The organism is Emticicia oligotrophica DSM 17448 (assembly GCF_000263195.1).
GTDB classification, from domain to species: domain Bacteria; phylum Bacteroidota; class Bacteroidia; order Cytophagales; family Spirosomataceae; genus Emticicia; species Emticicia oligotrophica.
Genome location: NC_018748.1, coordinates 4655203 through 4671750, shown reverse-complemented (window position 1 = coordinate 4671750; position 16548 = coordinate 4655203). Strand labels below are relative to the sequence as shown.

The window sequence follows — 16548 nt, the reverse complement described above, 5'->3', positions numbered from 1 at the left end:
TCAAAAATGAACATGATACCCTATGAAAAACAAGTTGAAAATATTTCTGAACTCTTTCTTTCCTCCGAAGAAAATTAGTTCACTATGATTTACGGCAGGTCTCCTGACTCACCTCCCTGATTACAGCACCTTCCCGCTTATGGTAGCAGTGGTAAGGCTAAGAATGCCATAGATTTTGCAATCAGTTTCAAATATGATTTGACATTTGAAGAGGTTTACAGTTGCGGGGACAGTTCTCGAGTTTAACGAGATTCCCTATTAAGCTAAAAGTACAATTGTAGAATTGTATAGTAGCACCGCAAATCGTCACAAAGGTAAAACTAATAATTGAATTAAAATTATCCACTGTAAAAATTTAATGCAGCCTAGCTAAAAATTAGGCTGCATTAAATCTGTGAAAGTAACTTTAATTAGTTACTCGTCTTAAATTCTTGGATTGTTCCATCGGTGAAGACAACCATTATTCGAGCAATGCTTCCGTGTCCGAAATTTGATAAAATGTTTGAGTTCAGATTTGCTTGTGTTGATATTTGTTCAGATGATTTTCTTTCACTCAATTCTCGTGGAACATACTCCGTACGTTTAGTTCCTGTAACTGATTGATTAATAGTCGGTTGCATGACATTTTGGCTGCTTGCTTCTTCTTCTTCCAAAAACCAGTTGAAACCTAATTCTGGGTATCTGCGATACATTTTTTGTACAATTTCAAGACTTGGCTTGTTTCTATCAGATAAAATGTGTGAAATACTTGGACGAGGTACGCCAATCTCATCAGCAAATTTTGTTGAGGTTAAATCCCTTTCACTAATAAAGCGTCTAATTTTTTCGTTGAGGTTCATTTTGTTACAAAGTTAAATTACAAATGTTACATAATGAAACAGTATAAAATAGTAAATAGTTACATTTATAAACTGAACATGTTACAAATATAAATAGTTTAACAATGCAAACCAAATACTTTTGTAAATATATTTTTCTAATTGTAAATAAGATTGAAAAAGTCTGTGATTACAAATGTTAATAGATTGATTATCAGTTACTTATATAGTTAATCAAAGGTTTTTTTAGTTACTAAACCTAAACACTATTTATCCATTCTAAATGGTTTGATATACAAACAGAATTGAAATTATGCTTCAAATAATTTGAAACAAATCTTTAACATTGGTAAATAAATTTTCGTAAATAATTTGCAAATGTTACTAGTATTTTATAATTTTGTAAACATAATTATTAAGTCGAAAAAATAAATGCTTTCCTGATTATAAAAAATTATCGACTTACGTTGCTTTCTTTTTTAAATAAACTTTTAAGATAATTTTAAGTATAGGTTTATATTGAGGGTAGCAATATCCACAATTTGGGATTCAATCATCATAAACTTCTATCTTTCTGAGGTAGAAGTTTTTTTATTTTACTAAATACTGCTAAGACAAAATGTCATATATTACGACATTGAAATTCTAACTCTATTAATATAGAATCTGCAATCGAAAAGAATTCAGTTTTAAAAATCCAACGCATTCGCAATAAAGCGTAAAAGAATCTGAAAAAAATCATTTATTTGCTTTGTAATTAATTAAGTATCTTAACGCATTCGCAAAGAAAATCATGCTTAAAGACATACGAGAAGCATTCAGGCATCTATTCAGGAGTATATTAGTAGTTTTCCCAATGGCAGTAGTTACAGGGTCGTTAGTGGCATTATTCTTATTTCTTTTAGATAAAGCAACCCTTTTTAGATGGCAAAACAAATGGATTATTTATTTACTGCCACTTATAGGTATATTGATAACACAAATTTATCAGGTAATTGGTAAAGGCTCTGAGGCAGGCAATAACTTAATTATTGATGAAATCAACGAAGAATCAACAAAAGGTGTACCTCTTAGAATGACGCCATTGATAATTTTAACTACTGTACTTACGCACTTATTTGGAGGTTCTGCTGGACGTGAAGGTACTGCTGTTCAAATTGGAGGAAGTTTAGCTGCTTTCTCAAACAAGATTTTTAAGTTTAAATTGATTGAAAAAAGGCTACTTGTAATGGCTGGAGTTGCTGCTGGTTTTAGTGCAGTGTTTGGTACGCCAATCGCAGCCACTGTTTTTGCTTTAGAAATACTTTTTGTTGGACGAATCAGATTTGATGCTCTTTTAACCTGTTTGTTTGCCTCAATTGTTTCTAATAGTGTTTGTTTATTGTATGGAATTACGCATACACATTACTCAATTGCATCTAATCCTCTTATATCAATTCATCAAATAGATTTGTTATTTCTTTTGAAAGTGATTTTAGCAGGAATTGCATTTGGCATTGCCTCGCAAATTTTTGTGACATTTTCAGAATTGCTAAAAAATTCAACCAAAAAATACATTCAAAAAAAATGGTTAATTCCTGTAATTGGAGGAGGAATGGTATTATTTATTAGCTTTTTGCTCAACACTGATGACTATTTAGGATTGAGTGTAATAAGCGAAAAAGCTAATGGTATCAGTATCGTTTCTGCTTTTAAAGCCAATGGCGTAGATGAATTGAGTTGGTTCTGGAAATTAATTTTAACAGCTATTACGCTCAGTATGGGTTTCAAAGGTGGTGAAGTAACTCCATTATTTTTTATAGGTGCTGCTTTAGGAAATACTTTAGGAATGTTTTTGGGTTGTCCAGTTGACTTATTTGCTGGCCTAGGTTTTATTTCAGTGTTTGCAGCTGCAACCAATACACCATTGGCAAGTATGTTGTTAGGTGTAGAGCTATTTGGAGGAGAATTTCTACCTTTTTTCGCGATTTCCTGCATTATAGCCTATTATTTTAGTGGTAGTAAGGGAATTTATCATTCCCAAAAAAATGAAGCCTCAAAATGGCCAAAAATATAGCTTTCGGGATTTAATTGTCCTTATTTCGATGTGGAGGATAGGCAAATAAAAAAAGGACGTTTCTACGTCCTTTTTTTTTGCTTAAACAACTTTATTTTTAAACTGAAACATTATTTTCACGTAATGCCTCATTTAAGGATGTTTTCAAATCTGTACTTGCTTTACGTTGGCCAATGATTAGTGCACAAGGAACGCCAAATTCTCCAGCTGGATATTTTTTTGGAAGCATTCCTGGAATAACTACTGAGTTTTCAGGCACATAACCAATGTATTCTTGTCCAGTGTTTACATCTATGATTTTAGAACTACCAGTAATAGTAACTCCTGCTCCTAAAACCGCTCTTTTTCCTACTCTAGCACCTTCAACCACAATACATCTTGAACCAATAAATGCCCCATCTTCAATGATAACTGGTGATGCTTGAGGTGGCTCGAGAACACCTCCAATACCTACTCCCCCACTTAAGTGAACATCTTTGCCAATTTGAGCACAACTTCCAACTGTAGCCCACGTATCAACCATAGTTCCACTGTCAACATAAGCACCAATGTTCACGTATGAAGGCATCATGATTACTCCTTTAGCTAAATATGCACCATAACGAGCAACTGCAGGAGGTACTACACGTACGCCCAGTGCTTCATAACCAGTTTTAAGCTTCATTTTGTCATGAAATTCAAAAATTCCCACTTCTTGAACCGACATTTGTTGCATTGGGAAGTAGAGGATAATAGCTTTTTTTACCCATTCATTAGTTTTCCAGTTTCCATCTTCTGTTGGTTCAGCGACTCTTAATTGCCCTTTATCAACCATTTCAACTATTTCTCTGATAGTTTCTTGGGTGGAAATTTCCTTTAATTGTTCTCTGTTTAACCAAGCGTTTTCTACTATTTCTCTTTGATTCATTATTAAAAATTAATATAAAGTTTTACTTTAGAAATATATATATAAATTATTGATATTAAGTGTTTTAACTGTAAATTTTAAGTATTTTTTAAGCTTTTGTTTATTTATGATATATTGTATTATTCTAAGAAGAATAAAATAATAATCTACTCAAATTAATTTGATATTTGGTTGACAAATACAATTATATAAAATCTAAACCCTTTTATACAAATACACCCCTACTCCTCCAACCACATTTAAAGTTACTAATAATCATCCTTTTTTCAAAAAGTTAATAAAATTATTAATAAACCGACCTATATTAAAGTATATTTTACTAAATAAAAACAAATTAATTACTCATAATTTTAGTAATAATTACTAATTAATATTTAGTAATTGAGTAAACAATGCTATTTTTTTTAGTTATTGTTGTGCTGTTTTAGTTATTATTCTATTTCAGATTAAAAAATTAAACTTCAGATATATAATTTCGCCTATTTTTATTAACTTGCAGACGTATTACTTAAACCAAAATTTTACTTAAATGTCAAAAGTTAAAGTAGCAATTAATGGATTCGGACGTATTGGTAAATTAGCCTATCGTCAAATTTATAACATGGAAGGAATTGATGTAGTAGCAATCAATGACTTAACAAGTCCTTCAACATTAGCACACTTACTTAAGTATGATAGTGCACAAGGTAGATTTAATGCCGAAGTAACATCAACTGATAATAGTATCATTGTAAATGGCAATGAGATTAAAATTTACGCTCAAAAGAACCCAGCAGATATTCCTTGGGGACAGCACGATGTTGATGTAGTTTTAGAATGTACGGGTTTCTTTACCGACAAAGACAAAGCTGCTGCACACTTAACTGCTGGTGCGAAACGTGTAGTAATTAGTGCTCCTGCAACAGGTGACCTTAAAACTATTGTTTATAATGTAAACCATAGCATTCTTGATGGTAGCGAAACAATTATTAGTTGTGCAAGCTGTACGACTAACTGTCTAGCTCCAATGGCGAAAGCTTTAAATGATAATTTTGGAATTATTGTTGGTAGCATGACAACTGTACACGCTTATACAAATGACCAAAATACACTAGATGCACCACATGGTAAAGGTGACTTAAGAAGAGCAAGAGCTGCTGCTGCAAATATTATTCCTAATAGTACGGGTGCTGCAAAAGCAATTGGCTTAGTATTACCTGAATTAAAAGGTAAATTAGATGGTGGTGCACAGCGTGTTCCTACTATCACTGGTAGCTTAACTGAATTAACTTGTATTGTTGAGAAAACTGTTACTACTGATGAAGTAAACAATGCAATGAAAGCTGCAAGTACTGAAAGTTTCGGCTATAATACTGATGAAATCGTAAGTTCTGATATTATTGGAACAACTTACGGTAGTTTATTTGATGCAACCCAAACTAAAGTAGTTTCTGTTGGAGATAAACAATTGGTAAAAGTTGTTAGCTGGTATGATAACGAAATGAGTTATGTAAGTCAATTAGTAAGAACTGTTAAGTATTTTGCCCAATTGATTTCAAAATAAAATTTATAAAAAAGGGGCTTAATCGCCCCTTTTTTATTTAATGTTTTTAGCTACCAAATAATTTATTTTATATCCTTTAGCAACGAATAATCGTTCATAGTGCGTTTCTATACCGTAATGCTCTGCTAAAAAAGGAGAGTTATAAAGGTCGATTGTTTGTCTTTGTATCTCAAAACCAGCTGCGGGAATCGTAACCAACGAATACTCAAAAAGAGGGAAATTATCTGTTTTAAAGTAAAAATCACCCTCATTTTTTAAAATTTTCTTATAGAGACTTAAATATCTATTATTTGTTAGCCTTTTTCTTTCTTCTTTATCACGAGGCTGAGGGTCAGGGTGTATTAGCCAAATTTCATTTACTTCATTTTCTTCAAAGAATTCCTCCAAATACGCCATTGATGTACGCAAAAATGCCACATTAGTAAGCCCCATGTCAATTGCACGCTTACTTCCACGAGCTATTCTATCACCTTTAATATCAATACCAATAAAATTCTTATTTGGAAATTCTTTCGCTAAACCAGTAGTATATTCACCTTTTCCGCAAGCCAATTCTAATACTATTGGATTATCATTTTTAAAAAAACTTTCTCTCCATTTTCCTTTAATGGTTGTATAAAATTCTTTACCACGTTCCACTACATTTTCTGATGCAGCATTATATTGAAATCTTGATAGTTTATGTCTTGCCACTCTCCTATTTATTTATAATTAACTAATAATCAAATACTTATAGAATTCTAATTATAGATTTAAAATTTCAGCAACAACAAAAGTACTGCCTCCAATATAAATTAAATCTTCATTTGTTGCTTTTTTCTTTACTATTTCAATGGCTTCGTTTACATTGAGAATCGAATATCCTGATAATTGATGTTTGTTAGCGATTTTTATTAAATCCTCAGAGGCCAGTGAACGAGGGGTTTCAGCCTGACAAAAGATATATTCAGCCTCTTTAGGAAACATTCCCAAAATTTCATCCACATTCTTATCCTTGACAAAACCCAATATGAAATATTTTTTAGAAACTTTTAACTTTTCAATTTGATCCAGTACAATTGATAAGCCATGCTCATTATGAGCAGTATCACAAATCATCAGAGGAGCATCAGAAAGAATCTGCCAACGCCCCTTTAAAGATGTGATTTTAACAACATTTGAAATACCTCTTAATAATTCATCATCAGAAATTTTAAGACCAATTTTTCTTAACTCAAAAATACTTTGAATAACACCAGCAATATTTTTTAATTGATATTTCCCAATTAACTCTGATTCAAGATTTGAATATAAAAGCTCATTCTTATAAAAAACATCAACTAATAACATAGTTGAATTTATTTCTTTATCTATCACTTTAATATTATCAGAAGAAAATATTATTGGAGCTGATTCTTCAAAAGCTTTCTTTTTAAAAACAAGTGCTGTTTCAGGATGATATTCAGAAATAACAACTGGAACATTTTTTTTAATTATTCCAGCTTTTTCAAAAGCAATCTGTGGTAAAGTATTTCCAAGTATGTTTACATGGTCAAAACCAATATTTGTGATAACACTCAATATTGGAGTGATAATATTTGTTGAATCCAATCTTCCGCCTAAGCCAACTTCAATTACAGCAATATCAACTTGTTCTTTGGCAAAATAATCGAATGCAAGTGCTACGCTTAATTCAAAAAATGATGGTCTAATTAATTCAATAATAGATTTATTTGATTCAATGAATGAAATTATATTCGCTTTATCAATTGATATACCATTTATTCTGAATCTTTCTGAATAATCTTTTAAATGTGGTGATGTGTACAATGCCGTTTTATATCCAGCACTTTGTAAAATCGCTGCTAAATAATGAGAGGTACTACCTTTACCATTTGTACCGCCAATGTGAATTGATTTGAACTTATTTTGTGGATTTCCCAAATGTTCACATAACTCCAAAATGTTGTGTAAACTGCCCTTAAATGCCTTTTCACCATCTCGATGAAATACGGGTAGCATTGAATATAAATATTCTATTGTTTCTTGATAAGTCATTTATTTTGATAAAATGAATTGCAAAACTACTAAGATAGTCTCAAAAGACGAAATGTCTGTAAACAAAAAAGAGCACCAAATTGGTACTCTTCTTAGGATGTATCATATTAATTTCCTGATTGTATATTAATTGTAATGGTTCCAGTTGCTCTTGGAGGCGGTGTACCCTCTGGAGATAAAACAGAACTTAACTTTTGCTGTATGTAGTTCTTATAAAAGTTTTGTACAGAAGGACTAACAGTTGAAGAAACAACACTAATTCCAACCACATCACCAGAATCATCAACAGTAACTTTGAAAACTATTTTACCAGTTTCTGAAGAACCATCATCAGGGAGTGATAATTTTCGCTTATTCCATCCACTCAAACCACCAATAGAAGCTCCTGAATTACCATTACCGTTACCAGGCTTACCCATCATACTTTTACCATCTAACGTTCCTCTAGGGTCTCCTTTATCACCTACTTCTCCTTTCTTTCCATCACCATTATTATTTCCACCAATTCCATCTCTAGTTCCAATAGTTCCATTTGAATTACTGTTAGATTTTGCTCCACTTCCTGTACCCGAACCTCCTTTTTTCATTAAACTACCATCTTCAACTGTACGTTTAGGTGGTTCGGTTTTGATTGGTTCATTTTTGACAGGTGTTGACTTTACTTTTGGTTCATTAGCTTTTTCTACTGGTTTGACTACTTCTTTTTTAGGAGGCTTATTATTTACTTTTTCAGTAATTGGACTTTTTTCATCATCTGTTGTTACTACTGGTTTAGTTGCAGTCTCTTTTACCTTCAATTTTTCTACTTTTTCAGCTGGAGGTACCACTATGGGCTTTGTTTTTAAGGGTTTTGCCTCAGCATCATCGCTCTTCTCAGAAGGTTTTACATCATAATTATTGGGCGAAATATTTGCTTTGTTAGTTGTTTGTATATCTCCACTTCCTACCAAATCTATCCCATAATTTAATTCAACGCCATCAATATCTTCTGGTGGCGTGTACATCAGCTTAAAAAAATATAATAATCCCAGAAATACTGAATAAATAACTAATGTCATAAAAAAAGCAGTAGTCTGATTACTTTTTTCTTCGTTTTCAATGGAAGTTGATTGCATTTTTTATAAAGATAAGTTGAGTTAGAAACAATAAAATATAAAAAAACCTGTAAGTATTGTCCTTACAGGTCTATGAAATAAATCGATTTGATTAATTTCCCTTAATAATTGCGGGTTTTTCACCTACAATTTTAATGTGTCTTTCTGCAAGTAATTTCGCTTCTTCCATTGTAGAAACCTCAGCAGCTATAACCTTCGAGAGGTCACCTACTTTAACAACTTTAGGCGAAAAACCATTTTTTTGAAGAACTACCTGTAATTTCTCAACATTTTCAGCACTTTTAAATACACCTGAAACAACCAAATAACGCTTCAAAGAATTATTTATTGTTGGAGCAGTAAACTCATTAGATGACTTAGAAGTATTTGTAATTGATTCTGCTTTTGCCTCAATAACTTTTTCTACAACCTTAACTGAAGTTTCTACAGGAGCTGGTTGGATAACATTAGTTTCAACTTTGTTGCTAATGGGTTGATTACCAAAATTAGGTTTTACAATTTCAGTTTCATCAGCAATCTGTTTTGAGATAGATTTTTGTATGACCTCTTCCTGTTTAGGGATATAATCTAGAGGATTAAAACTACTTTTGGCAGAAGTGTTACTAGATTTAGGACCAGCAAACAAAACGATAAACAATCCACCCGATAATAACAAAATCGGTATTGAATAAAGTGCGTAGGTCCACTTTGAATACTTTTTGATTGCAGTAGAAGAATATGAGTTTTGATGTAATGCCAAATCTTCACTTTCTTCATTAAAGTTTTGAGTTAAAGAATATTTTTCACTGGAAATATGACGCGGGAACAGGCTGTCAAATCCAAAGCTTTCACTATAAAAATTATGTTTTCTGTCTGGTTCAAAAACTAAGTTGTTTTCTTCATTTAAAATGAAACTACCGACTCTATCAATGGTATAATTTTTTTCTGTAGCCAGTAAATCCTTAACCTCTGTAACAAAATATCTGATGATTCTTTTAGCGTCGTCAATAGTTACACTTTCGCGTCTTGAAATATGCGTAGCTAACAAGCCATCATCTTGTTTTAGCACTTCATTAAATGCAATTCTTTTTTGAGGTGGCATTAAAGAACCACTAATTTCATTGAAACTTGAAGGCAAATAATTTGCGATAAAAGCTCCAAAGTTTGGTACGGTCACATAGTCGTGTTCGTATAGTAAGGTACGTATATGGTCAGCAACTGGTCTCATTTGAGATTATATAATATATTGGAGTCTTTTGTTTGCTAATTTAAAACGAAAAATTGACTCCTACAAGAAAATTCAATCCTTGTTGTGGATAATACAAATATCTTTCATATTTTTTTCCCAAAATATTATTCAATTTTACAAAAGCAGTAAATTGTTTACCAAATAAGTAATCAAACTCGGCATTCATATCAATGATTGCTTTGTTGGTAACAAGTTCATTGGTAGTTGGATTTTTAGCAAAAGTTTTACCTATATAAGCAACATCAAGGTTGGCAATTAAACGGTCAGAAACTATAAAAGTATTTCCCCACTTAACCGTAACTAATGGACGATGAAATGGTTTCTCATAACTTCTACGTTGATAATGATTAATATCAGTTCGTAAATAGGTTCTCCAAATTTGAGCTGGTTGATAATTTAATTGAGCACTTACGTTTACAAACTGAGTTTTTAAACTATCATACAAAACAGCAAATTTGGCAGTATCAGCCTTGATTTCATTTACTTTTGGTGCATAATTATTAAAATAATATAGATTTTTGTAATAACCCATTGAACCTTTGAAGTTAAAACTAAAGCCTGAGCCAATGTCTCCTTTACCACCAATATGATACTCTTGCAATTTTTCAGTATTCAGTAATTTTGTTTTGGGCATCAAGAAGGGATTTTCTGCAAGAAAACTTCCTAAAGTATTTCTTACAATGTCTCCACCATATCCTGCGAAAATATAAATAAGATTTGGTAGTTTATAGGTAATCACAACAGTAGGATATCCAGTTGTACGATTGATTTTCTTAACTTCATCAAATTCATTTACTGCTTTGTATCCAATACTTGCACTAAAACTGTTAAGATTAAGTTTGAATGAAGGTTCAACTCTAAACAAATTACGCTTATCTACTTCACCATCACTTCTTTGTGCCATATTTGCATCCGCGTCAATAACAGCCACAAATTTCTCATCTATTATAGGAAAATAGGCATTAAAAGTTGTAGTCCAATCTGTTTCTTGTGCGGCATAATTATCTTTTAAAGAGCGAATATTTGTTTTTAAAGAATAATCTACCCTTGGATTTGGTGCAATATTTTCGAATCCAACATTAAAATTGACTGTATTTAAAATTTGACGAATATCTTTTCTATCAAATTCAGCTCTCGGACGTTTATAACCGTAGAAATAATATTGGTCTCTATTGTATGAAAATCCGCTATTAATTTGAAATTTATCAGCCAAATATTTACCACTTAATTCGGCCTTGTCATACATATTGGCTGAATTTTTATCGTCTATTGGTCCTCGTGATGTAGAATTATGCAAAGCATGTACTCCAAAAATCATTTTTCTATCCTGGGCTGGATTAATATAGACTTCACCAAAAATTCGCCCAAAATTACCTGCCCCTAAACTTATATAATTGTTGTATTTATCTTCTTCTTCCTTTTTCTTTCCACCATCAGGAGCAACAACTGTTGGATTGAACTTTACTTCTTCAATACCTTTAGGCTTTCTATCAAAGAAAGCGTATTTCATTTGTCGGTCTTCAGGTTTTGTTTTTACTGGAGGTATTTTCTCGAATACTCTGTTAGCAGGAGGAAGTTCAATCTTACGGTCTTTCGTGATAACTATGTCATCATCAATTTGTGCACAAACTTGAGTGTAACACAAAGATAATACTGCCCAAAATGCTACCTTTTGAGACAATTTTATCTTATTTATAAAAATAAATTTATTTATTGTATTGAAAATCATTTCTATATTTTTTTAGTTTTCTATAAAAGTTGCCCTTATACTTAAATTAGACTATTCTTTATTTTCTATCTCTTTTAGCTTTCTTTTAGCAGTATCAATTGTATCTGGAGTATCTGAATTTTCAATAACTGATTTTAAAGTTGCTTTAGCCATGAAATAATCATTCATACCCACATAATTATCAGAGATTAGCAAAAAACTCTTTTCATACCAATAGATAAACTCCGAAAAGTCTTTCGCAAGTTCTTGTAAGGTTTTTATCGATTCTTTATATTTTCTCGATTTATACTGCATTTCGCCTATAAAATATTTTGCTTCGGCACCATTATTATCTTTTGCCATAAGAATAGTTTTCTTGAATTCTTCCTCAGCCTTTAAATAATCATTCTTTTGCATAAATGATTTGCCTAATAGTAATTGAGCTTTGTTCGGAGCTCCCATGACAATACTACCACCATTATTAATAATCTCTCTACAAAATACTTGAGTGGAGTCATGATTTCCAATAGTATAGTAAGCATCTGCTAAGCCTTGCCAAGCTGTTACTATATCTCTTTTATTTTGAGAAGCGTAAATTACAGTTCTAAAATTGGTAATGGCATTTTTAAAACTTTTATTTCCTATTTCAATGGCTGCTGCTCTCAATGCAGATTTTGTAACGTATGTGGTACGATTTTCAGCAATTACTAAATTATAGAAGGCTAAAGCATTTGCTTTATCATTCAAAATATAGTAAGAATCAGCTATAAAATATTTTGCTTCGAAACTATTATTGCTGCTTGGATAATTTTTGATATATTTTTGAAAAGCTGGAATTGCTTTTTCATACTTTTCATTCAAATATAGATTTTTTGCAGATTCATATTCAAGATTTTCAACCGATCCATTGGCTGGATTATTTTTCTTAAATTCATCAACAATAGTAGCAAAATCCTCTGATCGGCCAACTGAATTTAAACTTTCTTGTAAACCCAATAAGGCATTATCTGCCTCATCACTGCTACCATATCTTTGAAGAATAACTTTATAATCTATGATTGCTGCTTCAAAATTTTTCAAGTTTGAGTAAGCTAATGCACGTTTAGCCAATGCCTTTGGCATTAAAGCACTTTTTGAACGCTCACGAACCATTTTATTCAATATATTTACAGCATTTTGATAATTTCCCTTGTCTAATTCGAGTGCACCATTTTGATATAAAGCATCATCAACTAAACGAGAATTTGGGTATTGAATTGAAATTCTTTCAAAAATTTGCTGAGCTTCTTGATTTCTACCCAAAAATGTTAATGTCAATGCCTTTTGATACATCGCATAGTCTTTTTCAGTTTTGTTTTCTTTAATTGCCTGGTCATAGTAAGTGATGGCATCATTATAATTTTTAGTTGCTAAATAACAATCCCCAATTCTAACAAGAGCATCTTCAAAATTCTGACGATTACTTTCATCACGTTTACCTTTTAGGAACTCTTTGAAATAATTACTCGCTTGCTTGTAATCTTTATTATTATAATTCAGATAAGCCAGTCCATATCTACTTTTTTGTCTTAAACTCTCATTATTGGCATTATTCACCACATCTTTGTAGAGTGCTTCAGCCTCTGGTGACTTTCCTGCGTAGGCAGATTCTGCTTTCCAAAAAAGTGCATTATTTTTTAAATCAATATCTATTGGTTGGGTAAGTGATTTATCAAAGTATTGAATAGCACGTGTGTACCTTTCTGCATTAAAATCTAAAACTCCTTGACTGTAACAAAGTCGTTGATAAGCTGCATTTATTTTGTTTGTACGTTTTTTTAATCCTTCAATGTAAGAAATTGCCTGTGAAAAATTATTTGAATCAAACAAAACTTCACTTAAGATTTCATTTGCTTCATCTTCATATTTTCCATTTGCATAGTTTTTTAAATAATCTTGTAATTCACTAATACCAAGTTGATTATTCCCCAAATCAATGGCTACTTTTGCATAATTAAACTGAGCTTCTTCCTTTATAACTTTGTCAAAAGTACTTGATTTAGCTCTTTCAAAAGCTGCTAGAGCGGCATTCAAATCATTAGCTTTTAAAGAAGAAATACCCAAATAATAAGCAGACTGTTGACCTAAATCATTATTTTGTGCTGCAATTTTCTTGAAATTCTCAACAGCCTTCTCAAAAGCACCTGTTTTATATAAGCTATAAGCATGACGGAACGTGACTTGATTTGAAACACTTCCTCTCCTTAAGTTTCGGAATTTATCATAGTACTTTGCTGCTTTTTCAAAATCATCTTTGAAATAACAAACTTCAGCGGTTACCAAACAAATATCGTCAATTTTCTTACCATTAGGCTTTTCAATAATTGGTTCGGTATATGCTAAAAGCTCATCATTTCTTTTTTGAACATATAAAATATTGGCAATCCAATTTGGAATTTCGATTCTGTAAGGATTTACATTCTCAACTCTTTTTAAATCAGAAAGTGCGGCATTATAGTCTTCATTTTTGTAGTTAATTACCCCCGCATAATACGTAGAATGCGATTGATAATCTGAAGCGATTGTTTTTATTTCGTTAAAAATTGGGAGAGCTTTTTTAAAATTATTAGTCAAATAGTATGATATGCCCAATTTATATTTGAGTTCAATTGCTTGTTGACTATTATTAGCTTTTATGGTTGCTTTTTCAAGGTAAGTAATAGCTTTGTTATAATCACCTTGGTCATAAAAATACTTACCTAAATCTGTATAAATCAGTTTTGCCTTAGGATGATTAGAATGATTAATTGCAAATCTTTCAATCTCAATATCAGCATCTAAAGCTTTTGAGTACAAACCCGAAAGTGCCGAATAATATTCAGCATTTGTTAGGTTAAACTCATTTTCTTTAAGTGTCTTTTCGGTTAGTTGAATATAATGTTTAAATTCTTCTCTTGAGGCAGCATAAGCTTTTTTCTGAAAAAGCTCTATACCTTTGTTGTAATGAGATTCAGGGTCTGTATAAGCAAGCGTATTTTGCGAATACGAAGTTTGGCAGATTTGTAATAAACTACAAAGAATTAAGGCAGAATAGGTCCTGATGGAAACCCGCCCAGTAGCAAATAATTGATTCATGGAATTAAGGATAGTAAAACAAAAACCAAATTAAGTAAAACTCAAATCAAATGAAATGCCAATTTTAAATTTGGTAAAAAAATGAAGTAATTACATGCAAAAAAACGATATTTTTATAAAAAAATTGTTCATTGAATTTCAACAACAAACAAAACTCAGTTTTTAAATGAAAAAAGCATTTTTGAAGAACCTTATTCTAACTTTAGTTTTAGTTACTTATGATTTTGCCTTCTCGAAATCATTAAAAAATAACTCTAGCAATCAAATTCCCAAAACTAACATTCATTACGAATTGTCAATGTCTGAACCATGGACTCATTACTTTGAAGTAAGTATGACTCTGAGTGATATTGATAAAATAGACGCATTAAATAAAAAGGATTTTGTTGATTTCAAAATGCCAGTCTGGACTCCAGGTTCTTATCTTGTAAGAGAATATGCAAAAAATGTAGAATCTGTAAAAGTTAGTGATGGTAAAAAAGATTTGAAGTTTGATAAAATTAACAAAAATACGTGGCGTGTTTTTGGGAAGCATTCAAAGATAATTATTTCATACAAAGTGTACGCTTTTGAGTTGAGTGTAAGAAATAGCTTTTTGGATGATTCACATGGATATCTAAACGGTGCTTCCATGTTTTTGTATATACCCGAATTAAAAATGTCACCATCAATCCTAACCATTAAACCTTACAAGAATTGGAATACAATATCAACCGGTCTGAAAAGAATATCGGAAACTGAATTTTTATATTTCTCCCCAGACTTTGATATTTTAGTTGATAGTCCGATTGAAATTGGAACGCATAAAGTACTGACATTTAAGGCTTTAGGAATTCCCCATTCAATTGCTTTATATAGTAATGCTCCACTATTAGCTGATGAAAAGCTTACTGTTGAAACTTTTAAAAGAGTTACAGAAGCGGCTGCAAGTGTAGTTGGAGAACATCCTTGTGAGGATTACACCTTCATTATTCACCAATTACCAGGAATCGGTGGCGGACTCGAGCATTTAAACTCTACAACGTGTCAAACTTCACCCACTGCCTATATAAATGAAGCTTCAATGAAAAACTCCATGAGTTTGATTGCACACGAATATTTTCATTTATGGAATATTAAAAGAATTCGTCCTATTGCTTTGGGACCGTTTGACTATGACAATGAAAACTATACACACATGCTTTGGGTTTCTGAAGGTATGACATCTTTTTATGCAGATAATATTTTATTACGAGCAGGAATTTTGACTCCAGACGAATACATTAAAAGAGAACAAATTGCTATCGGAAGTATTGAGAATCAACCTGGAAATACTGTACAAGCAGTTACTGAATCTAGTTGGGATGCATGGATTAAATACTACAGACAAAACGAAAATTCTAAGAATAGTACAATATCATATTATGATAAAGGTGATGTACTTGGGGCACTTTTAAACCTATATATTATAGGAGAGACTAAGGGCGAAAAATCATTGGATGATGTATTTAAATACTTGTGGAACGAATATTATAAAAAACAAAAAAGAGGTTTTAAAGATGATGAATTTCAAAAAGCATGCGAACTAGTTGCTGGTATAAATATGGATAATTTCTTTAATAAACATATTTGGCGTGCAGAACCGATTGATTACAATGCATTTTATAAATATGTAGGACTAGAATTAATCAAAGAATCAGAATCAAATAATCCATTTTGGGGCTTTTCTTTGCAAAATAATAAGATTACAAGTATCCAAAAAGGAACAAGTGCATACGATTATGGATTAAATGTAAATGATGAAATCTTAGAAATAAATGGAGTGAAAGGAGCTAATCCATCTAATTCAATTACCGATAAAAAAGTAGGAGATAAAATTAATGTGAAAGTTAAACGCTTTGGGCAAGAATTTACCTATGAAATCACATTAAAAGGAAATCCTAACCAAAGATTTAAACTTGAAAAAGTACAAAATCCAACCCCTGAACAAGAAAGACTTTATAAGAAATGGTTGTTCATAAAATAATAAAAAAAAAGAAAAGC

The 16548-nt window shown here is 31.5% G+C and carries 11 protein-coding genes and 1 riboswitch; of the genes, 3 read left to right on the top strand and 8 right to left on the bottom strand.

Translation table 11 applies throughout. The features are described 5' to 3' along the window. Positions 1-76 precede the first annotated feature (76 nt). Positions 77-316, bottom strand: a riboswitch (cobalamin riboswitch). A gap of 94 nt (positions 317-410) precedes the next feature. Then, complete coding sequence (locus EMTOL_RS21965; RefSeq protein ID WP_015031015.1) at positions 411-839, bottom strand: helix-turn-helix transcriptional regulator; 429 nt, start codon at positions 837-839, stop codon at positions 411-413. A 772-nt stretch (positions 840-1611) separates the two neighbouring features. Here EMTOL_RS21965 and EMTOL_RS19335 point away from each other — a divergent pair. After that, entirely contained in the window at positions 1612-2874 is a 1263-nt protein-coding gene (locus EMTOL_RS19335; RefSeq protein WP_015031014.1) for a chloride channel protein, read from the top strand. A 97-nt stretch (positions 2875-2971) separates the two neighbouring features. On the opposite strand, the gene EMTOL_RS19330 is transcribed toward EMTOL_RS19335, so the two are convergent. Next, on the bottom strand, positions 2972-3781 hold the full coding sequence (locus tag EMTOL_RS19330; RefSeq protein WP_015031013.1) for a 2,3,4,5-tetrahydropyridine-2,6-dicarboxylate N-succinyltransferase: 810 nt from the start codon (positions 3779-3781) through the stop codon (positions 2972-2974). Between the two features lie 529 nt (positions 3782-4310). Here EMTOL_RS19330 and gap point away from each other — a divergent pair. Then, positions 4311-5324 carry a type I glyceraldehyde-3-phosphate dehydrogenase gene (gene gap, locus EMTOL_RS19325; protein ID WP_015031012.1) on the top strand — a complete coding sequence of 338 codons (1014 nt, stop codon included), beginning with the start codon at positions 4311-4313 and terminating at the stop codon, positions 5322-5324. Positions 5325-5357: 33 nt separating this feature from the next. Here gap and trmB read toward each other — a convergent pair whose 3' ends face one another. The 6 genes from trmB to EMTOL_RS19295 all read right to left on the bottom strand — a co-directional run bounded on the left by trmB (position 5358) and on the right by EMTOL_RS19295 (position 14526). Then, complete coding sequence (gene trmB, locus EMTOL_RS19320; protein WP_015031011.1) at positions 5358-6017, bottom strand: tRNA (guanosine(46)-N7)-methyltransferase TrmB; 660 nt, start codon at positions 6015-6017, stop codon at positions 5358-5360. A gap of 51 nt (positions 6018-6068) precedes the next feature. Beyond that, positions 6069-7361: a bifunctional folylpolyglutamate synthase/dihydrofolate synthase gene (locus EMTOL_RS19315; protein WP_015031010.1), complete on the bottom strand. Its 1293-nt coding sequence runs from the start codon at positions 7359-7361 to the stop codon at positions 6069-6071. A gap of 107 nt (positions 7362-7468) precedes the next feature. Beyond that, positions 7469-8476 carry a hypothetical protein gene (locus EMTOL_RS19310; RefSeq protein WP_015031009.1) on the bottom strand — a complete coding sequence of 336 codons (1008 nt, stop codon included), beginning with the start codon at positions 8474-8476 and terminating at the stop codon, positions 7469-7471. A 91-nt stretch (positions 8477-8567) separates the two neighbouring features. Beyond that, a complete protein-coding gene (locus EMTOL_RS19305; protein ID WP_015031008.1) occupies positions 8568-9683 on the bottom strand; it encodes an HU domain-containing protein in 1116 nt (371 codons plus the stop codon). Between the two features lie 40 nt (positions 9684-9723). Further along, positions 9724-11385 (bottom strand): TonB-dependent receptor, encoded by a 1662-nt coding sequence (locus EMTOL_RS19300; protein ID WP_305953280.1) that lies wholly within the window; start codon positions 11383-11385, stop codon positions 9724-9726. Between the two features lie 99 nt (positions 11386-11484). Beyond that, entirely contained in the window at positions 11485-14526 is a 3042-nt protein-coding gene (locus EMTOL_RS19295; RefSeq protein WP_015031006.1) for a tetratricopeptide repeat protein, read from the bottom strand. Between the two features lie 166 nt (positions 14527-14692). On the opposite strand from EMTOL_RS19295, the gene EMTOL_RS19290 reads away from it, so the two are divergent. After that, entirely contained in the window at positions 14693-16531 is a 1839-nt protein-coding gene (locus EMTOL_RS19290) for a M61 family metallopeptidase (RefSeq protein WP_015031005.1), read from the top strand. The last annotated feature ends 17 nt before the right edge of the window (positions 16532-16548 follow it).